Source organism: Prosthecobacter sp. Pr1, assembly GCF_057652315.1.
This window is the reverse complement of sequence record NZ_JBYFBS010000003.1, coordinates 55960-75953: the sequence shown is the minus strand read 5'-3', so window position 1 is coordinate 75953 and position 19994 is coordinate 55960. Positions and strand designations below refer to the sequence as shown.

Annotated in this window: 23 protein-coding genes; 7 read left to right on the top strand and 16 right to left on the bottom strand. The window is 59.6% G+C overall.

What is annotated here, in order from left to right; genetic code table 11:
• Window positions 1-36: 36 nt before the first annotated feature.
• Both AC24GY_RS05655 and AC24GY_RS05650 read left to right on the top strand, forming a co-directional pair.
• Complete coding sequence (locus AC24GY_RS05655) at window positions 37-792, top strand: exodeoxyribonuclease III (RefSeq protein ID WP_487681034.1); 756 nt, start codon at window positions 37-39, stop codon at window positions 790-792.
• Between the two features lie 64 nt (window positions 793-856).
• The gene (locus tag AC24GY_RS05650) at window positions 857-1099 is read left to right on the top strand and encodes a type II toxin-antitoxin system Phd/YefM family antitoxin (protein ID WP_487681032.1); all 243 of its coding nucleotides are present in this window, start codon (window positions 857-859) and stop codon (window positions 1097-1099) included.
• 222 nt (window positions 1100-1321) lie between these two features.
• Here AC24GY_RS05650 and AC24GY_RS05645 read toward each other — a convergent pair whose 3' ends face one another.
• Complete coding sequence (locus AC24GY_RS05645; RefSeq protein WP_487681030.1) at window positions 1322-1681, bottom strand: MmcQ/YjbR family DNA-binding protein; 360 nt, start codon at window positions 1679-1681, stop codon at window positions 1322-1324.
• Between the two features lie 163 nt (window positions 1682-1844).
• Between AC24GY_RS05645 and AC24GY_RS05640 the strand changes: the two genes are divergently transcribed.
• Together AC24GY_RS05640 and AC24GY_RS05635 are read left to right on the top strand one after the other, a co-directional pair.
• Window positions 1845-2417: a hypothetical protein gene (locus AC24GY_RS05640; RefSeq protein WP_487681028.1), complete on the top strand. Its 573-nt coding sequence runs from the start codon at window positions 1845-1847 to the stop codon at window positions 2415-2417.
• On the top strand, window positions 2414-3319 hold the full coding sequence (locus AC24GY_RS05635) for an HTTM domain-containing protein (protein WP_487681026.1): 906 nt from the start codon (window positions 2414-2416) through the stop codon (window positions 3317-3319). Before AC24GY_RS05640 ends, AC24GY_RS05635 begins: the two co-directional genes overlap by 4 nt.
• Before the next feature lie 300 nt (window positions 3320-3619).
• Here the strand turns inward: AC24GY_RS05635 and AC24GY_RS05630 are convergent, their stop codons facing one another.
• Genes AC24GY_RS05630 through AC24GY_RS05615 form a run of 4 tightly spaced genes read right to left on the bottom strand, consistent with a single transcriptional unit; the run spans window position 3620 to window position 6333 of the window.
• Window positions 3620-4912 carry a dihydrolipoamide acetyltransferase family protein gene (locus AC24GY_RS05630; RefSeq protein WP_487681024.1) on the bottom strand — a complete coding sequence of 431 codons (1293 nt, stop codon included), beginning with the start codon at window positions 4910-4912 and terminating at the stop codon, window positions 3620-3622.
• A gap of 12 nt (window positions 4913-4924) precedes the next feature.
• Window positions 4925-5110: a type II toxin-antitoxin system HicA family toxin gene (locus AC24GY_RS05625; protein ID WP_422321087.1), complete on the bottom strand. Its 186-nt coding sequence runs from the start codon at window positions 5108-5110 to the stop codon at window positions 4925-4927.
• Window positions 5107-5325 (bottom strand): type II toxin-antitoxin system HicB family antitoxin, encoded by a 219-nt coding sequence (locus tag AC24GY_RS05620; RefSeq protein WP_422321088.1) that lies wholly within the window; start codon window positions 5323-5325, stop codon window positions 5107-5109. Before AC24GY_RS05620 ends, AC24GY_RS05625 begins: the two co-directional genes overlap by 4 nt.
• A 12-nt stretch (window positions 5326-5337) precedes the next feature.
• Window positions 5338-6333, bottom strand: a complete 996-nt coding sequence (locus tag AC24GY_RS05615) for an alpha-ketoacid dehydrogenase subunit beta (RefSeq protein WP_422321089.1) — start codon at window positions 6331-6333, stop codon at window positions 5338-5340.
• 398 nt (window positions 6334-6731) lie between these two features.
• Here AC24GY_RS05615 and AC24GY_RS05610 point away from each other — a divergent pair, with 398 nt between their 5' ends.
• Window positions 6732-7625, top strand: a complete 894-nt coding sequence (locus AC24GY_RS05610; RefSeq protein WP_300199627.1) for a sigma-70 family RNA polymerase sigma factor — start codon at window positions 6732-6734, stop codon at window positions 7623-7625.
• 52 nt (window positions 7626-7677) lie between these two features.
• Here the strand turns inward: AC24GY_RS05610 and AC24GY_RS05605 are convergent, their stop codons facing one another.
• The 9 genes from AC24GY_RS05605 to pdxH all read right to left on the bottom strand — a co-directional run bounded on the left by AC24GY_RS05605 (window position 7678) and on the right by pdxH (window position 15674).
• Window positions 7678-8256 (bottom strand): golvesin C-terminal-like domain-containing protein, encoded by a 579-nt coding sequence (locus tag AC24GY_RS05605; protein WP_487681020.1) that lies wholly within the window; start codon window positions 8254-8256, stop codon window positions 7678-7680.
• Complete coding sequence (locus AC24GY_RS05600) at window positions 8253-8747, bottom strand: YcxB family protein (protein ID WP_487681018.1); 495 nt, start codon at window positions 8745-8747, stop codon at window positions 8253-8255. The genes AC24GY_RS05605 and AC24GY_RS05600 overlap by 4 nt, the downstream gene beginning before the upstream one ends.
• Before the next feature lie 48 nt (window positions 8748-8795).
• On the bottom strand, window positions 8796-12062 hold the full coding sequence (locus AC24GY_RS05595) for a PVC-type heme-binding CxxCH protein (protein ID WP_487681016.1): 3267 nt from the start codon (window positions 12060-12062) through the stop codon (window positions 8796-8798).
• 32 nt (window positions 12063-12094) lie between these two features.
• A complete protein-coding gene (locus AC24GY_RS05590; RefSeq protein WP_487681014.1) occupies window positions 12095-12538 on the bottom strand; it encodes a thiol-disulfide oxidoreductase DCC family protein in 444 nt (147 codons plus the stop codon).
• The gene (locus tag AC24GY_RS05585) at window positions 12535-12981 is read right to left on the bottom strand and encodes a hypothetical protein (protein ID WP_487681012.1); all 447 of its coding nucleotides are present in this window, start codon (window positions 12979-12981) and stop codon (window positions 12535-12537) included. The genes AC24GY_RS05590 and AC24GY_RS05585 overlap by 4 nt, the downstream gene beginning before the upstream one ends.
• Entirely contained in the window at window positions 12978-13394 is a 417-nt protein-coding gene (locus AC24GY_RS05580) for a hypothetical protein (RefSeq protein ID WP_487681010.1), read from the bottom strand. The genes AC24GY_RS05585 and AC24GY_RS05580 overlap by 4 nt, the downstream gene beginning before the upstream one ends.
• Window positions 13391-14323 carry an acyl-CoA desaturase gene (locus AC24GY_RS05575; protein WP_487681008.1) on the bottom strand — a complete coding sequence of 311 codons (933 nt, stop codon included), beginning with the start codon at window positions 14321-14323 and terminating at the stop codon, window positions 13391-13393. The genes AC24GY_RS05580 and AC24GY_RS05575 overlap by 4 nt, the downstream gene beginning before the upstream one ends.
• Before the next feature lie 56 nt (window positions 14324-14379).
• Window positions 14380-14901, bottom strand: a complete 522-nt coding sequence (locus AC24GY_RS05570; RefSeq protein ID WP_487681006.1) for a GbsR/MarR family transcriptional regulator — start codon at window positions 14899-14901, stop codon at window positions 14380-14382.
• A gap of 119 nt (window positions 14902-15020) precedes the next feature.
• Window positions 15021-15674 carry a pyridoxamine 5'-phosphate oxidase gene (gene pdxH, locus AC24GY_RS05565; protein ID WP_487681004.1) on the bottom strand — a complete coding sequence of 218 codons (654 nt, stop codon included), beginning with the start codon at window positions 15672-15674 and terminating at the stop codon, window positions 15021-15023.
• Between the two features lie 73 nt (window positions 15675-15747).
• Here pdxH and hpt point away from each other — a divergent pair, with 73 nt between their 5' ends.
• Together hpt and AC24GY_RS05555 are read left to right on the top strand one after the other, a co-directional pair.
• A complete protein-coding gene (hpt, locus tag AC24GY_RS05560) occupies window positions 15748-16305 on the top strand; it encodes a hypoxanthine phosphoribosyltransferase (protein ID WP_422321099.1) in 558 nt (185 codons plus the stop codon).
• Window positions 16302-16547, top strand: a complete 246-nt coding sequence (locus tag AC24GY_RS05555; RefSeq protein ID WP_422321100.1) for a MoaD/ThiS family protein — start codon at window positions 16302-16304, stop codon at window positions 16545-16547. The genes hpt and AC24GY_RS05555 overlap by 4 nt, the downstream gene beginning before the upstream one ends.
• Window positions 16548-16550: 3 nt before the next feature.
• On the opposite strand, the gene AC24GY_RS05550 is transcribed toward AC24GY_RS05555, so the two are convergent.
• Both AC24GY_RS05550 and AC24GY_RS05545 read right to left on the bottom strand, forming a co-directional pair.
• The gene (locus tag AC24GY_RS05550) at window positions 16551-17732 is read right to left on the bottom strand and encodes a VWA domain-containing protein (protein WP_487681001.1); all 1182 of its coding nucleotides are present in this window, start codon (window positions 17730-17732) and stop codon (window positions 16551-16553) included.
• Window positions 17729-19993, bottom strand: coding sequence for a DUF5682 family protein (locus AC24GY_RS05545; protein ID WP_487680999.1), 2265 nt, complete (start codon window positions 19991-19993; stop codon window positions 17729-17731). The genes AC24GY_RS05550 and AC24GY_RS05545 overlap by 4 nt, the downstream gene beginning before the upstream one ends.
• Window position 19994: the final 1 nt, after the last annotated feature.

Below are 19994 nucleotides of genomic sequence, written 5' to 3'. Positions count from 1 at the left end.
CGGCATTCCAACATTCGTCATTCGTCATTTTTCCCCATGAAACTCACCTCCTGGAACGTCAACGGCATCCGTGCCTCCCTCGGCAAAGGCCTCCGCGAATACATGCTCGACGGCGATGCCGATGTCATCTGCCTGCAAGAAACCAAGGCGCAGCAGGACCAAGTGGATCTCGGCTGGTTCAGCGGCTACAACGCCGTCTGGAACAGTGCGGTGAAGAAAGGCTATTCCGGCACTCTCATCCTCAGCCGCGTGCCCTTCAAGACGAACACGCTGGGCTTCGGCATCGACGAGCACGACCGCGAAGGCCGTCTCATCACCGTCGAGTTCCCGGACTTCTTCCTCGTGAATGTGTACACGCCAAACTCGCAGGCTGAACTCGCACGCCTCAGCTATCGCCTTTCCTGGGACGATGCCTACCGTGCGCACCTGAAGAAGCTGGAGAAGACCAAGCCCGTCATCGCCTGCGGCGACCTCAACTGCGCGCATCAGGAAATCGATCTCGCCAATCCGAAATCCAACCGCATGAACCCCGGCTTCAGCGATGACGAGCGCGCCAGCTTCACCAAGCACCTCGACGCCGGCTTCCTCGACGTCTTCCGCCAGTTTGATCCCAACCCCGGCCGCTACACATGGTGGACCCAGCGCACGCCCGATGCACGGGCGAAAAACATCGGGTGGCGTCTCGACTACTGGCTCGCCTCGGAAAAACTGAAACCCGCACTGAAGTCATGCACCATCCGTGCGGATGTGATGGGCAGTGACCACTGTCCGGTGGAGCTGGTGGTGGGGTGAGATGGCTGACCTGCCGTGTTTTTGTCATCTTCACGCCCTAAGTTTGGAAAGCGACAATTAAATCATGGAAGTCACCCTCAACTACGCTGAAACTCACTTCTCCCAATTGCTACAGCAAGTGGCTCTGGGAGAGGAGGTAATGCTGCGTCAGGGAACCGTGGCCGTGGCGCGTATCGTCCCAGTCAAATCACCATCGCCGCTGACGCGTCCCCGTGTCGGCACACGCACCTCGGCCCCCGTTCGTTGGAATGGCGAATCTTTTTCGGCATTGGACGAAGCAGGCATGAAGGAACTCGGACTGCTGTGAATCGATGCTGCGGGGCGAGCGATTTCTGAAAAGAGCGCACAGAGACGCTCGACGGCGGTTGGAGGACCAACCGCCCTACCTTCACGCCATGAACACTCGCACGCCCGGCATGAGGTAGGGCTGGTTGTCCTCAGCCAGCCGCCGTCGAAGCCCACGACTTTCAAGTAAGAGACAGCCAGCTAAACAGAAATAAACTTCCTGATTCGCCACGGGACTTCTCCTTTAGCTCTTTTTCTTCAACCCCTCCCGTACCTTCCTCGGCAGCGCGTCCACCACGAGCTGATACGAATGCTTGACCAGCTCCCGCACCAGCGCTGGCGGAACACTCCCATCCAGCATCACGGTGTTCCAGTGCTTCTTGTTCATATGCCAGCCGGGTTTGATGCCCTTGTATTCGTCACGCAGCTCGATGGCGCGCTCGGGGTCGCACTTGAGATTGATGCGCGCGGGAAACTCATCCGGTGAGGTGACCGCAAACATCTTGCCGCCGACTTTGTAAACGAGCGCCTCAGGTCCAAACGGCTGCGTTTCTTCCGCGCCGGGAAGGCTCAGGCATTGTTCGATGACATCGGGCAGCTCCATGCAGCATGATAATCCGTCTGACAGCCGTGCAAATGATACAATGCCCCGCAAAAGCTGACCAGACCCGCACAACCCATGCAGCATGAGTGCTCCGCAGGCGCCGAATGCTGCTCTAATCGTTTGATGAATGGTGCATCACGGTTCTTTCTTGGCGGCACAGCCCATGCGTGCGCCCTCCCAGTCCAGCCGAAAAATAATGATCGTGGTTTTTGCCTCGGCACATCTGGTCTTTCTTCTGTTCGGTGCTCTGCCTACGCGCTGGAGAGACCGGATTCATGTGTCTTCAGTGTTCAACCTGTATGAGCGTGTCACCCGCTGCCACCAGCTCTGGACCATGTTTGAAACCATTCCCAACATGCACCGCACGGAAGCGCGGCTGATCGTCCAGGAGCAAGGACAAAAACCCAAAGAGGTGGGCATGGTGCTGCCGGGACTGCGGCGTTTTTCCCAGCACGACCAGGTGCGGCTGAACAACTGGATGGCCAATGTCGTCTTCAATCCCACACGAGGCGTGTTTCGTGAGTCCTACATGAAGAGTGCTGCGGAGGCGCTGCTCCGCACGGGGCGTTACAGCCCCCGGACCCTGGTGAGCCTGGAGGTGATCCCTGCCTACACCCGCAGCCTGCTGGGAGTACGCTCGCTCAAGGAGATCGCTGTCGAGCGCCCTTCCGTGCTGGGGCCCTTTGAGCTCGGCACGCTCGTTGCCAGTAAAACAACGGCTCCACCCACTCCATGATGACGGGCCCCCAAAGTCTTCAATCCCGTTTCACCGGTTTGTTTCTGACCCCGGTGGATTCCCGCTTGTATGCCTGCATACGAATCGCGTTCGCGTTCGTGTCGCTGCTGAATCTCATGCAGATCTGGCCGGATCGTGAGACTTTCTTCACGGATGTGGGGATGGCGGATCAGGAAGTCGTGCGGAAGTACACCGTCGGGGCTTATCTGTCTGTGTTTGACCTGTGCCGTGACGTGGGCGCCGTCAGCAACTACATGTTTTTCAGCGGCTGCGGCATGGTGATGCTGCTGCTGGGCGTGTGGCCCCGGGTGGCTGCCGGCATTGTGTATGTCTGGTATGTGTCCTATGCCATGCGTGATCCGCTGATCTTGGTGGGCTGGGATGAGGTCTTGCGCTGCACTTCTTTTCTGGTGCTGGTCTCCCCCATGCCTGCCTGCTGGTCGTTGCGCTCACGCAGAGCGCGCAAACGGGCTCCAACTGAGCTGCAGGTGCCATGCTATGGCCTGACTCTGATGAAGGTGCAGCTGGCGGCGATTTATCTGCAGGCCGTGCTGGCAAGGCTGGACAATGAATACTGGATGAGCGGAGACTTCATGAGTTTCTTCCTGCTCTCCCACAATGCACGGTGGCCCGGCCTCTGGGTGCTGAACTATGGTTTCCTGCTGAAAATCGTCACTTACCTGGTGCTGCTCATTGAGCTCGCGATTCCCATTCTGCTCATGGTTCCTCGCTGGCGCTGGTTTGGCTTCGGTGCAGGAATCCTCCTGCACGCGGGCATCAGCCTCATGTCATACAACCTGATGCTGTTCTTTCTCTCGATGATGACGCTCTACCTCAGCTATCTGCAGCCGGAGGACATGGACTGGCTTCAGCGCCGCCTGCCACGTCCCAAAGCGAGGTAGGGCTGGCTGTCTCCAGCCAGCCGCCGTCGGAGCCTATGACTTTCTTTCCAGAGTCAGCCTGCTAAACGGAAATGTGTTTTGCGATTTGCTATCAACAAGGCTCGCCAAGCCCCTGCGCCGTGGGCCAAAGGCCCGCAGGAGTCAGCCCAGGGCGCAAGCCCTGGGTGTTGGATGTGCGGCATTCTCGCTCAAAGCCGCGCTCTGAAGGAGCGCGGGAGTAGCTGCGAGATCATCTGCAACTTGCAGGCCACCCTGAAGGTATCCGCGCCTGTTCAGACCTGTTTTCAACAGATCACTGTCTTACACCAGCATCAGCGCCGGGTTTTCCAGCAGCTTGCGCATTTCAGCCAGGAAAGTCGCGGCAACGGCGCCATCCACGACACGATGGTCTCCGCTAAGGCCGACCCACATGCGCTGACCGACGACGATCTGGCCCTTGTCATTGACGACAGGTGCGGAACGGATGCTGCCGATGGCCACGATCGCGGCCTGCGGCGGATTGATGATCGCGGCAAACTGGTCGATGCCATAGGCACCCAGATTCGAGACGGTGATGGTGCCGCCGGCGAAGTCATCGGGGCTGAGCTTCTTGTTCTTGGCCTTGCCGGCCAGATCTTTGACGCCCTGGCTGATCTGGAGCAGCGTTTTCTTTTCCGCCTCCTTGATGACCGGAGTGACGAGGCCGTCATCAATGGCGATGGCGACGCTGAGACCGACGGACTTGAACTTCACGATGGCATCTCCATCCCACGCGGCGTTGATCGCAGGCTGGGCCTGGGCGGCGCGGATGACGGACTTGAGGATGAAATCGTTGACGGTGTACTTGTTGCCACCGGTCTTCTCGGCAGAAGCGTTCAGGTGGGCGCGGAATGCCATGAGCGGGCCGGCATCCACTTCCATCTGCAGGTAGAAGTGAGGGATCTGCGTCTTCGAAGCCAGGAGGCGCTCGGCGATGATGTTGCGCATGCTGCTGGTGGGCACGCGTTCGTCTTCAGGACCAATGACCGGGCGGATGGCCGGTGTGGCAGCCACGCGACCTGCGGAAGCGCCGCCCACAGGAGCGTTTTCCACGTCTTCACGCACGATGCGTCCGCCAGGGCCGGTGCCGACGAGTGAGTTGAGATCCACGCCGCGTTCCGCCGCGACTTTCTTGGCGAGAGGGGAGGCTTTGACACGCAGGGCAGCACCGCCAGCGACGGCGCGGCTCTTGTGCTGCGGGGCCAGAGGCAGACGCGGACCGGCAGCGGTCACCTTGGCGGCAGAAGCGGCTGTTTTTTTCTCAGCCGCGGGGGCCGGGGCAGCCGAGGCCTTCGCCTTGGCGATGAGGTCATCCAGATCGGCCGGAACGGCCTCACCGTCTTCCAGAATCACGGCCAGCGGGGCGCCCAGGGGGACTTTGCCGCCGGGGGTGGCGATGAACTTGTGCAGCACGCCTTCAAACGGGCTGGCATATTCCATGGTGGCCTTGTCGGTCTCGATGTCGGCGATGGCTTTCCCGACGGTGACTTTGTCCCCTTCCTTGACGGTCCATTTGGCGAGGGTCCCCTCGGTCATGGTGTCACTAAGCTTGGGCATTTCGATGAATTTAGGCATGGCGGGAAAAAGTTAAGGGCGGGGGATTTCGAGGTCTTTGCAGATTTTGTTCACAAGGAAGTCGTTGATCTCGCGATGGCGCGGGACGGAGGAGCTTTTGCGCGTGGCGCGATTGACGTATATCGAATGATTGCCGCCTTCACGCAAGAGTTCGCAGCCGTGGTCATGCAGATGTTGGAGGAGGTCACGAAGTTTCAAGCAGCAGCCAGGAGCATGGTTTCACGATAAACTTCGTCGCTGCCAATCTCCTCTTCGGCGAGCACGCGGTTGGCCTCCATGACCAGTTCAATGGCTTCGCGCAGGTTGGCGCGGGTTTCATCCAAGGTCGCGCCTTGGGTATTGGCTCCAGGCAGCTCCTCGACAAAGCCGACGTAGCCTTCGGGCACCTTTTTGAAGACCTGGGTGAATTTCATGGCGGTTCCAGCTTAGAAAATACTCAGCGCTTTGGCGACAACGACTTCCGCCGTCGGCAGCTGCAGGGCTTCGAGCGGCGGGCTGTAGATCGCGGGGGAATCGAGGCTGCACACGCGCTGCACGGGGGCGTCGAGTTCGTCAAAGATCCGCTCCTGAATCATGTAGGCGATCTGGGCGCCGATGCCGCAGTAAGGCTTGTTTTCTTCGACATAGACGGCGCGGTGTGTTTTCGCGACGGAAGCGAGGATGGTGTCTTCATCCAGCGGGCGGATGGTGCGCAGATCGACGACTTCGGCGCTGATGCCGTGCTCTTCTTCGAGGATCTTGGCGGCTTCCAGGCAGGTGATGACCGCCTTGCCATGGGCGATGAGGGAGATGTCGGTGCCTTCGCGCTTCACATCGGCAAGGCCGAGGGGGATGAAGAGTTCGCCGTTGGGCAGTTCATCGTTGGAGGGCACATCCCATTTTTCGCCGTAGAGCTTGGTGCTCTCCATGAACATGACGGGGTCATTGTCGCGGATGGCGGCTTTCATGAGGCCCTTGGCATCGTAGGCGTTGCTGGGGCAGACGCACTTCATGCCGGGGAAGCTGGCCATGATGTTTTCCGGGGTGTGGGAGTGGGTGGCGCCCACGCTGGTGCCACCGTTGGCAGGACCGCGGATGACGATGGGGACGTTGATCTTGCCACCGCTCATGTAGCGCACCATCGCACCGTTGTTGACGATCTGATCCCAGGCGACCGTATAAAAGCTCCAGAACATGAGCTCCATTACCGGACGCACGCCCAGCATGCTGGCACCGATGCCCATGCCGATGAAACCGGCCTCGCTGATGGGGGTGTCCACCAGACGCTTGTCGCCCCACTTGTCCCAGAGGCCTTCCGTCACCTTGTAAGCCCCGTTGTACTGGGCGACTTCTTCGCCCATGACCACGACCATGGGATCGCGAGCAATTTCTTCGTCAAGGGCTTCACGGATGGCTTCGCGGTAGGAAATTTGGCGGGGCATGGCAATTTTGAGGGAGCAGTAAGTCGGGGAAGGAGCGGGCGGTGTCAAGCGGGCGGCATCACCGAGGAAGGACAAACTGCCAGCCTTGATAAAAATCCCAAAGTACCAACCAAGCCCTCTAAAAGCTGAAAAAGTGCCGATTTGCAGGTGTTTTTATTAACAAATCTTAACTTTTTTTAGAAATGATGTTGACGATCACCCGAAAGTTTAGTTGAACGTAGGTTGTCTATTCTTCGCTTGTGCCACTTTCCTTCGGTCCAATATCCTATGCTGGCCGCAAACTTGCTCAAAAAACACGAGCGAAGTGTGAAATTGCTTTTATACTGACTACCCCCTGCGTCTCAGCTCGGGGCATGGACGTTGGTCCTTGTATCGTATTACCCAACTAGAACGCTCATATGGAACTCGACGGAGGCATTAAGATTTACCTGCGTGAGATCGGCAAGACAGACTTGCTGACTCCCGACCAGGAGGTCGAGCTTGCTGAACGCATCAAACGCGGCGACCCCGAAGCCCGTTCGCACATGATTCGTGCGAACCTGCGCCTCGTGGTGAAGATCGCCCAGGATTACGCCAACTACGGTCTGCCACTTCTCGACCTCATTTCTGAAGGCAACATCGGCCTCATGAAGGCCGTGGAACGCTTCGACCCGAACAAGGGTGGCAAACTTTCAACCTACGCCGCCTGGTGGATCAAACAGTCCATCAAGCGTGCCCTCGCCAACCAGTCCAAGACCATCCGCCTTCCTGTCCACATGGTGGACAAGATCAGCAAGATGCGCCGCGTGGCCATGGCGATGTCCGAGGAACTCGGCCGCGAACCCACGGACGACGAACTTTCCGAAGAAATCGGCATTGATCGCGCCAAGCTCAGCCAGCTCAAGGTCGCCTCCATGCGCCCTGCCTCGCTCGACGCCCCGATCAGCGACGACGACAGCACCGAGTTCGGCGAAATCGTCGGCGATGAAAACGCCCAGACCCCGTTCGACCTGCTCTCGCACAAGAACATGCACAGCCAGCTCGATGGCCTGCTGACTGTTCTCGACGAACGCGAACGCAAGATCATCGACGCCCGCTTCGGCCTTGCCGGCCAGAAGCCCCGCACGCTGGAAGAAGTCGGTCAGGAGTTCGGCGTCACGCGCGAGCGTATCCGTCAGCTGCAAAACATCGCGCTGCGCAAGCTCCGCCGTGCCCTGCAGAAGAAGGAAGACCCGATTCCCAAGGCTCTCCGCAACGCCGGTGGCAAAAAGAAGCGCAAAAAAGCCGCTGCTGCCGAAGCCGAGGACGATTAAGATCCATCATTCACAAAGCCGGGTGTCGCAAGACCCCCGGCTTTTTTGTGGACTATTTTGCCAGCGGCAGAAACTGCACCGCATCGGCAATCACCACCTTGTCCGCCTCCGTGCCCTCATTGGACACCCGCACCCATCCCGCACGCCCTTCTTCAAACCGAAACGTGCCCAGCGTGCGAAACAGCCGCCCATGCTCCGGCTCCTGCTGCTGATTTATAATCACCTTCGCCTCCCCATCCGCATGATGAATAGTCACCGGCGTCTTTGTCGAACGCCGCACATTGTAGCAATGCGCCAGCCGCACCTCATACCAGCCCGCCTTTGGAAGCTTGGGCGTGAAGGTCACCGATTTGCTTCCCTTTCCAGCTTTCATGTCATGCAAATAACCCAGCCCGACATACGGCGGCGTGTGCGTGGAGTACTGCCACTCACCCACCAGCTCCGCATCCATCTCATCCACCACAATTCCCGGCAGCATTGCCGAATCCGACACAACAAACTTCACCATGTCCGGCCGGTCCACCTCGCCCGGCGGATGAATGTTTGGAACAGCCTTGGGGTGTGGTTTGAGAACATCAGCCGCCATGACGACGCCGAAAAAAATTATCAGGGAAGCCAGGCGAAGAATCATGCGCGCTTGATGGGAAGCTTCAGTTCCTGAAATTTGTGGCGGATAAAATCCAGCGCCTCTGCAGGAACACCTTCACGTGGCAATGTGAGGTTATTTCCCTGAACCAGTGCAAGCAGGAAGCAGTCGTGATGTTCAATGAGTTCACGAAACACCGTCCACTTCAACTCGGTGCCCCCAAGATTGGACTGCGCCTGGAGCGTCTCCTCATTCAACCGGTAATGTACGGGAGCATCCCCCTGCATACGTTTCCAGGCAGCAATGCTTCGCCGCTGCCGGATCTCAATGGCGGGATACAACACCAGCAGAAAACCAATGGTCGTCATACCGAAAATCGAAGAAGCGCTCCATGTGCCCGGGCGATAATCCAACGCTACTGCCACAATAATCAACACCACGGCGAACAATAGGCGCGGCCAGTGTTGAAGCAGCCGACGTCTTGCGACACGTCGAAGAAGTTTTTCAGTGATATGAACGTCGAATTCGATGGGCATGATGTCGATGGCTTGAGCGTCTTTAATAATGCAGCGTCAAATTGAAACCTACTTCCCCGCCTTCTCATTCATCAAATACCCCAGCAGGTTGATGAACGCCACTTCATCCAGCGTCTGCCCAAACACCGGCGGCATGAGCGACATGGGCGTCGTCACATCCTTCGCAAGATCATTTTTGGACACGCGATGCTCCTGCCCCGCAGCATCGGCGAGGATCAAGACCTGGCCTGCTTCACCTTTGAGGAAGCCGCTCAGGGAGGAGCCATCTTTGAGCGTCAGTGTGTGCAGATGGAAATGCGCATCCACATTGCGGTTCGGATCAAGGATGTCTTCGCTCAACCGCTCCGCTCCGCGTGCGCCAATGCCATCAAGCTGCGGGCCAATCAAACCGCCGGCACCACGGATCTGATGACATACCGCGCAGTTGGTGGTGAACACCGTCTTCCCCGCCGCGACATCCGGCTTCGCTTTGGCAACCGCCGCCGCTCGCGTGGTGATCAAGGCATCCAGCTGCTTGCGCTGCTCTGGTGAAACGGGCAGCGGTGGTGGCGCGGGCCGTGGTGGCAAATAGGTCACCAGCTTTTCACGCAGCGCCGCCGGTGCCGTGTGCTGCAGAAGCATGGCGAGTGTTTTGAGCGCGCTGCGTGTGCTGTCTTCGTTGTGGAAATCATTCACGCTTACCACCGCTGGCTCAATGCGCGTGACGCCCAGCCACGCATAAGCCTTCCCATCATCACCATCCACGATCTCCAGGCGCACGGACTTCCCTGTGTGTTTGGCGAGATCCAGTTCCTCTCGCCGGCAATCATTGTGTCGCGGTGGAAACACACTCGCGAGCGTGGCACCGCTCTGCGCATCCACCACACGCACGAAGTTCTTGTCATGCGCCTCCGCAGTCGGTGGTCCGCGATGTCCGTCGACCCAAAGCACAAGCTTCTCCGGCGCGGCAAACGATTTGGATTTCAACACCCCTGTGCGCTTCTCTTCATCGCCACCACCTTTGATCATGCTCTGCAATACCTGCGCCTCTGAGCCATCCGCACACTTCCGTGTCTGCAAGGACCACTTGGCATCGCCCAGCGCAGTCCAGACAGGTGCAGGCTGCATGTCAGCTGATTCAAGGAGCTGCATGGCAAGTTCCTGCGCCCATTGCAGCAGCTCAGGATTAGTCGGCGCACCGCGCTCGCTGAGGCCGTTGTGAATGGCTTGAACCAGATCAAGCTGAGAAGCGGCAGGCTTGTCTCGATATGCTTGGTGGGTTTCTTGCATCGCAGATTGCAGCAGATCGGCGTCTCCATAACGCGCAAGATGTTGGAGGATCTGTGCCCGGCTCATAGACGCTTTCTTTTCCAGCGTTTCCATGCGCCACAGCCACGCACTGGCTTCGGCGTTCGGCACGGCCAGCACCACTTCAGCCGCGGCATACGCATCCGGTGGCAGCACTTTGAGATTTCCAGGGTGGCTCAGGATGCGACGGAGAGCGATTTTAGTCGTGAGCAGTTGCGTCTCGTCACCTTTCAAAGACCTGAGTTCATTAACAAGATCAAGAATCGCGGCTCGATCTTCGCTGAGACCGAGGCATTCAACCAGAGCCTTGCGATTTTCCACCGAAGCGCGGGACTCGATCAAACGGCCGTCGGAGGATTGAATGTACCCCTTTGCTCTTGTTATGGGTCCAACAGGTAATTTGGTGGAATAGATTGTGCCTACGCCGGCAGGAGGCGCATCAAACTTTTCATAGGTGTGGGCAAAATATCCAGGCACTCCAGGCTGATCAGCCAATGCGCTCAAGGTTTTGAAAACATGAGCTGAACTGAGAAAGTCCACAGACTCCGCCTGCTTGAACTGATTGTCACTCGCCTTCCCAAGCCGGGCACCGATCCACATTCCATGAGCCGTGCGTAAAGCAGTTCCTTGGTCCACTTGGCCCTTTTGCGGTTTCGCAGTCCCTGCGACGACCTCCTCATACGCGACCACGCCTCGCTGAAAGATCACTTCTCCAGCTAAGTATCGGCGACGGATATTTTCCGACTCCAATTGCTGCGCGAGTGTTTTGTCAATCATGGCTTCCAACTGGCAGTCGGTCAGTGATTTGGTGTGGTCATCCTTCACGACGCGCCAAATTCTTCCGCGTTCTTTGTCCCGGCCCGGATGATCCAGCGGGACTTCGTAGTGGCCGATGATCTTGTTGTAGAAGTCGGCGATGTAGAGGGCGTTGTCGGGGCCGAGTTGGAGATCGACGGGACGGAACCAAGGGTCGTCGCTGGTGATGAAGTCGGGCTGTTCGTTGGCTTTGGGCGTGGAGCCGGTGAAGGTGATGGTGTCGTGGTTCACGCGGGAGGTGACGCAGTTGCCCACCAGCGTGTGGTCGTCCCACTCGGGGCCCCAGACGCCGCCGTCGAGGTAAACAATGCCGCAGATGCCGGTGGAGCCGTGGCTGTGCTCACACATCACTGGGGCGAAGCCGAGGCCGTCATCGGGCTTGCCGAAGCTGGGATAGCACGCTCCACGGATGAGCTGATAGATGGGTGAGCTGTGGCAGTCGGCGCTGTAAAGATTGCCAAAGCGATCCCAGCACAAGCCGAAGGGGTTCACCTGGCCGCTGGTCCATTTTTCGATGCGCGAACCGTCGGGGCGAAAGCGGAAGACGTTGCCGCTGTGGAGATCGAGCGTGCTGCCATCTTTGGCTTTAAAGTGACTCGTGTTGTTGAAGCCATGTGTTGCATACACCCAGCCGTCCAGGCCGAGGCGGAAGCTGCTGCACATGCCGTGCGTGTCTTTTTCATATCCGAGGGGGCCGAAGAGAATCTCGCGATGGTCGGCTTTGTCATCGCCATCGGTGTCGGCGAAGTACCAGATGTTAGGAATACTCCAGGCGATGCAGCCGACTTTGTGCTCCGGCTTGTGCCAGGGGAGAATGCCGGTGGGGATGTTCAGGCCGTCGGCGAAGTCGGTGACCTTGTCGGCTTTGCCGTCGCCATCGGTGTCTGCGAGGATTTTGATCGCATCGCGGCTGTCTTTGACGCGCGTGCCCTTCTCGTCGGACCAGCGGCTTTTGTCAGCGGAATAGGGATACTCGACGGTAGAGGAAACCCACAGGCGGCCTCGCGCATCGAAGGCCATGTTGATGGGCTTGTTGATCATCAGCTCGCTGGCGAAGAGCTGCACCGTGAAGCCCGGCGGCACGTGCAGGCCCGCGCGCTCCTGATCAGGGGTCAGTGCGTCCGTCTCACGCACGAGGCGCATTTTGTCTTCGGCTGCATGAAGGCTGGCGGACAGGGTGCAGGCGATGAGGAGGCTGCGGAGGAATGACATTCAGCCATTACAGCGCAGACCGCTGTCTTCATTCAAGCCGCGTTTCGTGTTTCAATGGAACAGGCTCCATTGTCACAGGCCGTCTCCGTGATCTGCGCCCGCAGCGCGTCATCACTGCGCAGACGCAGCAGGTGGGAAAGGCCGATGCGGTTGCTGGAGATCCAATGCACCACGCGGCGGGCGATATGCTGCATGGCCGGGCTGGCAAGGCGCAGGGACCATTCGCGGTATTCGCGCAACGCCCACAGACACGTCACCCAGGCACCCGCGCCCTGCCAGAGAGAGCCGTCATCTCCCATGACGACGATTTCTTGATCTGCACGCAAGTTCGGGAGATCCGGGCAGAGGCGCAGGGCCTGCGGCGAATCGTAAGGCAGAAACTCCAGCCTCACATACGCGGCCTGTTCGAGCATCCAACGCCGGAAGCGCGAGCACAGGCCGCAGCGCGCATCGTAGAAGATGGTGAGGGTGTTCATGGCGTCTTCAATAAGGGATCGCGATCAAGTGACCTGATATAGGCCGCCACCATGCCGGTGATGCTAGGCCCAAGGACGTATGGCATGTCTTGCAGTGAAAATTTCATGCTTGTGACTTTTTCCAGCCAATCAGCTCCCTCAAAGGAGGGCCATAGAACTACGGTCAACAGAGCGCCTGTCACAAAGCCGCAGACCGATGCAACCCATGGGCGACGCAGCATGGAGTTGTCTGCGATCCAGAGATCAACTGGAAGGAAGATCACCAACCAAGCGCACATGATCACTATTCCGGTGCAAACTCCCATGAATATCGAGTAGCCGATGTAATCGCTGAAGGATTTATAACGATCCACCATCCACGAGAGATTGCAGATCCAGAAAAGAATGTTGCAAGCTACCCACCCGCAGAGCATCGACCGCAAGGAAGCAAGCAGCTTGTTCATAATGTGTCGAGAATGTCGTGAGCTTTGCTGACGCGATGCATGGGTGGCACGGGCGGGGGCAGGTTGGCCAGGGTGGCGCGGCGGCGCATGCGGGTGAAGACGTAGAGATTGAAGAAGTGCATGCCGCCGAGCATGAGCAGCACGACGCCCATCTTGCCGCTGAGCAGTTCGAAGACGCCGCGGGCACCGCTGATTTCCTCGGTGCTTTTCAGGTAGAGCGAGACAAAGCCAATGTTCACGAGGTAGAAGCCGACGACGAGCAGGTGATTGACGCTGTCGGCGAGGTCCGTGTTCCCGTTGAAGCAATCGACGAGGAAGATGCGGCCGTTTTTGTGGAGGGTGCGCGCCACCCAGACCGTCATGCTGACGGCAAGGATGAGGTAGAGGCTGTAGCTGATGACGGTTTCGTTCATAGGGGTGTGTGGTTTGTGTTTGGGTTGAGGGGAATGAGTTCAGGCCGTGCCGGCATGTCGGCGGGCAGCTTCACGTGGGTGATCAGACCGAAGAAATTCAGCACGCGCAGCGCCCACCAGCCGGGATCGTGCTGAGCCGTTGTGAGCCCCAGACGAGCAGAGTCAGGAAAAGCGTGATGGTTGTTGTGCCAGCACTCACCCATGGTGAGAATACCCAGGTGGGGGAGGTTGTAGCCCTGCACCGCATGGCCTTGCAGGTGCCAGTCACGCTGGCCGATGTTGTGCGCGCAGTAGCCAATGAGCCAGTGACCGAGCAACGAAACCACAATGCGCACCGAGATGCCCCACACCACCCAGCCGATGCCACCGAGAAGGTAGAACAACAAGGCATAGGGAAGCTGCTGCAGCATCCAGGTGCGCTCCAGCATCTGGTAGAAGCGATCCTCGCTTACCTCGCGCTCGATCTCAAATTGCGGCGGATGCTTCAAACGCAGCTTGCAGTGGAGCTGCCACAACGCATCCCGCCAGATAGGCCGCTGGTCGATGTAGAATGGGTGGCAGGCCGAATGCCGCTGCGCCCAGTCACGGATGTCATGCAGGTAAAGCATGCTGAAGGGACCACCCATGCCAACCACCGTGCCGAGATGCACCAGCGCATGCTCCAGCCAGCGAGGGCAGGCGAAGCTGCGGTGAATCAGCAGGCGATGAAGGCCAATGGTGTGCCCAAGGCATAGGGTGAGCACCGTGAACACGCCCGACAGAATCACGGCCCCCGGGCTGAGCGTGAGCCAACCGCCAATCAGGGCAATGACCAGATGCGTAGTAAACCAGAGCGACTTCACCGGACTCCACACGACTTCGCCCTCGAGGGGATTCGTCTCATCACAGCCCGGGCGCATGCGGCGGACTTCGAGTGGAGCGGTGTTCATGTTGACTTTATATTCTGAATTTTCAGTATTTTGTGAAATACATAGGCATGAAAAGATCAGCCGAGGAGGCGCATGGCCCACTGCAGGGCGGAGGCGTGCTTCATGGAGATCACGGTGTCGGCGACTTTGACGCCGAAGCTGAGGAATTCGTCGAGGTCCTGCATCTGCTGGTGGAAGTCCTTGCCGGGGCCGGTGGCTTCTTCCTTCGTGCGTGCGGCGCAGTCGCGCAGGAGGTGGATGGCGGGCTCGATCTCGCGGCGTTTGCGCTCCTTCGAGATGGTGATGAAGATCTTCCAGACGTCCTTCTCCGCCTCGAAGTACTCCTTGCGGTCGCCCTTCTTGGTGATGATGCGCACGAGGTTCCAGCCAACGAGATCTTTTAAATTGGTGTGTGCATTGCCGCGGCTGATCTCCAAGCGCTCCATGACATCGTCTGTGCACATGGGTTCCGGGGCCGTCATGAGCAGGGCGTGAATCTGGGCCATGGTGCGGGGGATGCCCCACTGCGTGCCGAGCGAACCCCACTGGACCACGAATTCCTCGCGTGCCTTTTCCCATTCTGGTAGTTCCTTGCTCACACTTTCATTAAAAACTGAAAATAATGAAAGGCAAGTGGCTTTCGAGATTTTTTCAGCCCTGGGGCGGGACGTGGCCCACGTAAAAGGGGCAGCACTTGGCAAGTGCCGCTCCTTGGTGATTACGGGCTCAGGCGCACTTTGACCCAAACGCCGTTTTCTTTGCGGTAGCGGATGCGGTCGTGCAGGCGGCTCACGCGGCCCTGCCAGAATTCGATTTCTTCTGCCTGCAGGGTGTAGCCACCCCAGTGCGGCGGGCAGGGGACCTGGCCTTCCGGATACTGCGCCTTCAGTTCGACATCGCGCTGCTCCAGCCATTCACGGCCTGAGATCACCACGCTCTGATCGGACACCCAGGCGCCGATTTGATGCCCGTAGGGACGGCTGGCGAAGTACTTCTCTGCATCGGCACGGTCGAGCTTGGAAATGTAACCGCGCAGGCACACCTGATGATGGCGGTCCGTCCACAAGAAGCAGGCGGCGGCGCGGGCATCGGCGGCGATTTCGTGGCCCTTCCGGCTTTCGTAGTTGGTGTAAAAATGAAAGCCGCGCTCGTCGATGCCTTTGAGCAGCACCGTGCGCACGGTCGGAGTGCCATCGAGGCCGTTGGTGGCGAGGCTCATCGCATTCGGCTCCGGCAGCTTGTGCGCGAGGGCGTCGTTGATCCATATCGTGAAGAGCGCCAGGGGGTCGGCCGGGGCGCTGTGTTCGTCGAGTTCGCCCTGGTCGTAACTCACGCGCAGGTCGGGCAGGTTCGGTTTGTCAGTTGGGTTCATTCAGGTTACAAGAAACGCGTGTCGTGCGGCCTGCGCTACGTCAGCTTTGGCCTTTTATACACTCTTTTGCTCCATGCCATCTTCTGTCACCGGCGTCATTCAAGATCTCGAACGCATCCTGCTCACTCCCGCGCAAATCAGCGAGCGGGTGGACGCGATGGCCGCGCGTTTGAATGCGGAACTCGCAGGCAAAGTCGTCACCGTGGTGGCGCTGATGGATGGCGGCCTTTTCTTTGTAGCTGATCTGCTGCGCAAACTCGAAATGCCCGTGCGGCTGTACACCCTGAGCGCCAGCAGCTATCAAGGCGGAACCGCCACCACCGGCGAGGTGAAGGTGAACTGGCCCGCGAACTTTGACATGCGCGATCAGGACGTGCTGCTGCTGGATGACATCCTCGACACCGGGCTCACGCTCAGCGCCATTTGCGAGCGCCTCCTCGCGCAACAGCCGGCCTCGCTGCGCACCTGCGTCCTGCTGAGCAAACGCCGCGAGCGCCTGCGTGAGGTGCCGCTGGATGACGCCGGCTTTGAGATCGACGATGAATTCGTCGTGGGCTACGGCATGGACTACCAGGGTCGCTTCCGCAATCTGCCCTGCATCGGCATCCTGAACCCCAATCCAGCATCATGAAGCTGCGAGTGCTCTTTTTCTCCGTCCTTCGTGACATCACCGGCACGGACGAAATCTCCCTCGAAGTGCCCGCCGGTGCCACGATGGGCGACTTGCTCGCTCAAATCGAAGACCGCTGGCCCAAGCTGAGCGACTGGCAGAACAGCCTGCTCCTGGCTCTGGACCAAACCTATGTGAAGCGCGATGAGCCGCTGCACGATGGCGGCGAGGTGGCGATCATGCCGCCGGTGCAGGGGGGGTAGAACTCACGCATGGCGCGTGGTCACGAGGTCTGCCTGCGCGGCCCAGAGGGCGATGTCCTCCTTCTTGATCGCAGCGGCCATGAGCGCGGGAAATTTGTCCGGCGTACAGGCAAAGCTGGGAACACCGAGCAGGCTCATCTTGGCAGCGAGCTGCTGGTCGTAGCAGGGAGCGCCTTCGTCGCTGAGCGCCAGCAGGGTGATGAACTGCACGCCGCTTTGCACCAGCTCATTGGTGCGCTGGAGGAGGTTCTTTTCCACCCCGCCTTCAATGAGGTCGGAGATGAGAACGAGGATGGTGTTGGTGGGATCGGTGATAAGGCTCTGGCAGTAGCCTACGGCTTTGTTGATGTCCGTGCCGCCGCCGAGCTGGGTGCCAAAGAGCAGTTCCACCGGATCATCAAGTTTCTCCGTCAGATCGACCACCGCCGTGTCAAAGACCACGAGCTGGGTCTTCACCGCAGGCAGGGAGGCCATCACGGCCCCGAAGATGCTCGAATAGACGACGCTGGCGGCCATCGAGCCGCTCTGATCGATGCAGAGAATGATGTTCCGCTGGGTCTTCTGCGCCTTGCGGCCATAGCCGATCAAAGTCTCCGGCACCACCGTCTGGTAGTCTTTCTGATAATGCCGCAAATTGGCGCGGATGGTCCGGTTCCAGTCGATCTCCGCCAGTCGTGGCCGACGATTGCGCACCGCACGGTTCAGCGCACCCGTCACCGCCGTGCGCATGGGCTCGGCGAGCTTGCGCATGAGTTCTTCCACCACCTTGCGCACGACCATGCGGGCGGTCTCCTTCGTCTTGGCGGGGATGACGCCGGAGAGTGAGATCAAACTCGCCACGAGGTGTACGTCCGGCTGCACGGCCTCCAGCATCTCCGGCTGCAGCAGCATTTCGCGCATGCCCAGACGGTCCAGCGCATCCTGCTGCATCACCTGCACCACGCTGGCGGGGAAGTATTTGCGGATGTCCCCCAGCCAGCGTGCGACGCGTGGAGCGGATTTCTCAGTGCCGCCACGCCGGGCACCTTTCATACCACTGGGGCCTTCAGGCTCATAGAGTGCGCCGAGAGCTTGATCGATTTCCAGATCCTCGCCGCTCAGTCCGCAGCAGGATTCATTGGCCTCGCCGCCGAGGGCAAGGCGCCAGCGGCGCTGTCGTTCGTTGTCTGTAGATGGCGTGCTCATGACTTCAGTCCAAGAATCTGTTCCAGCACAGCCAGCGGCTTCTGGGCGCGCGTTTCGTTCCACTCCTCCGCCATGACGGTCTTCACTGCCGGACCAGCCGCACCCGAGTGCTTCGCACGAGCACCGAGCTGGGTGCGCTCCGTGCCGGGAAACAGTGAGAACGTGCGCCGGACCAGCGGCAGGATGCGGGTGAAGCCTTCATCACTCAAGGAAGCAAGCCAGGCATCCAGGGTCTGCCACAACCGGTCATCGTGGAGCAACACCATGCCGCTCTGATGCAGGAATCCCTCCAGCCAAGCTGCAGCGGGCGCGGGATCGTTGCCAATGGAAAGCGCCTGGCTCATGCGTGTGGCCGTGGCATCGGCATCCTCGGTCTTTTCATCAAACAACAGGCGTGCAGCCAGCCCGCACACAAGTCCATGCGTCCCACCCAGTACCGCAAGACGCGTGAGCGCCGGCATCCAATCGGCGAGATGGCTTTCATTCCCGATGAGCTTGATGGCCTGATGCGTGGCGATGATGCGTTTGCGCATGGCAGCGGCTGCGTCGTCATCCAGCGAAGCACACGCCCCGCCGAGGCTGATGCAGGCGCGCGTGACGAGGCCATCGAGCACATGCCCGACCAGCGAGGCGTCGGTCTGGCGCACATTGCCATAACGGAAAATATTGGCCAGCGGTGGAATGGCTTCGAGGAGCTGTGAAGCATCGCCCGCGATGGCGGCCAGGTTTTCCAACGCGTGCGTCACAGGCTCCACCGCATGCGGGAGATGGGCGAGAAGCACACGATCAACCAGCGCCGAGAGCGCGGGCAGAGACTCCGCCTTCTGCGCCTGATCAATCGCCAGCGCCGTGGCCGCATCACTGATCGTATGTCCCCAACGGCAGGCTTCAATGATGGCCACGGCAAACTCGGGCTGCCATTGCACCTGCCACACTTCATGAAAGGTGCCCTTCGCACTCCGCCCGGTGCCACGCACCTCGCCCCATTGGATGCCGAGCAGCTTTAGCCTGTGGAGGAGGTGACTGCGGCTGAGGTCGTTCTCGTTGCGCAGATCCAGATCGAGTTCCTTCGCCAGGGCTTCCGGCTTCAGGCGCAGGCTGCGCTGCTGTTTTTCCAAATCCTGCTGTAGCGGCACGGTGGGCACATCCGGCGGGACGCGGCCCAATTTTTCGCCCACGATTAGCCTGGAACGGATGAGCTTCAGCGGTGCATCCTCGCCCATGCAGATGACGGTGCGGATGGACTCATTGATTTCATCCAACCCGGCGGCGGGGCGTTCGCGCATGGCGGCGAGCGCATCGCTGAGACGTGCGGCTTCAATGACGTGTGCAGAGGAGCAGTCGATGTCCTCCTCGCGCATCAGCCGCGCGACTTTGGAGATCCATGCGATGGAGCGCTGGGAGGCTTCAGCAGCCTGATTTTTCCAGAGAAATTCATACCATCCCGGCGACATCACCCCGGCACCGTAGCCACTGGCGGCAGCAAGGCGTCCGTACGTCCACGGCGCCCAAGTCGCGGCTACTTTGACCTTCGGCAGGCCTTTGAGCAGGTCGTTATCCGCTTTCGCGCTTGGCATGGTGGCGAGCGCGGGCACATGCCATGCGCCGCAAACCACGGCGATCTTTTGAAACCCATCCTTCTCTGCCTGACGGATGGTTTTGCGCATGTGCGCCTCACGCAGAATCTCGCGCTGCTGCGATGGTGGAGTGAGCTTGCGTGGGATCTCGGCACGGACGCTCGTCATCGCTTCCTGGATCGCGGCGAATAGACCCGTGCTGTCAGCATCACGACGCTCTTCGACCATCTGGTTCCACCACGTTTCGCCATCGCCATAGCCTGCTGCACGGCCCAGCCAGTCGAGCGGATCGCCCGAGATGTCTTCGGGTTCGGCTTCTGCGGCGGGTTCGGCTTCATCCGCCAGAGGGGCGGCCATCTCCGCATCTCGCAGCGCCAGATCGTGCGCCTGCGGCAGGTCCATGAAGCGCACCGGCACGCTGCGCGTGAGTCCAAAACGGATGGCCTGCCACTCCGGCGAAAACTCCGCGAAGGGATAAAACGACGCCTTCTTCGTATCGTCCGGGCAGTACAACAGCAGCGCCACCGGCGGCTCGATCTCCGCATGAATCGCCGACGCCAGCACGGCCTCCGCCTCAGGCGGCCCTTCAATCAAGATGCAATCCGGCGACAGCTCGTCCAGCGCGCGAACCAAGGAACGCGCGCAGCCAGGGCCGTGATGGCGGATGCCGAAGAGGTGGGTCATG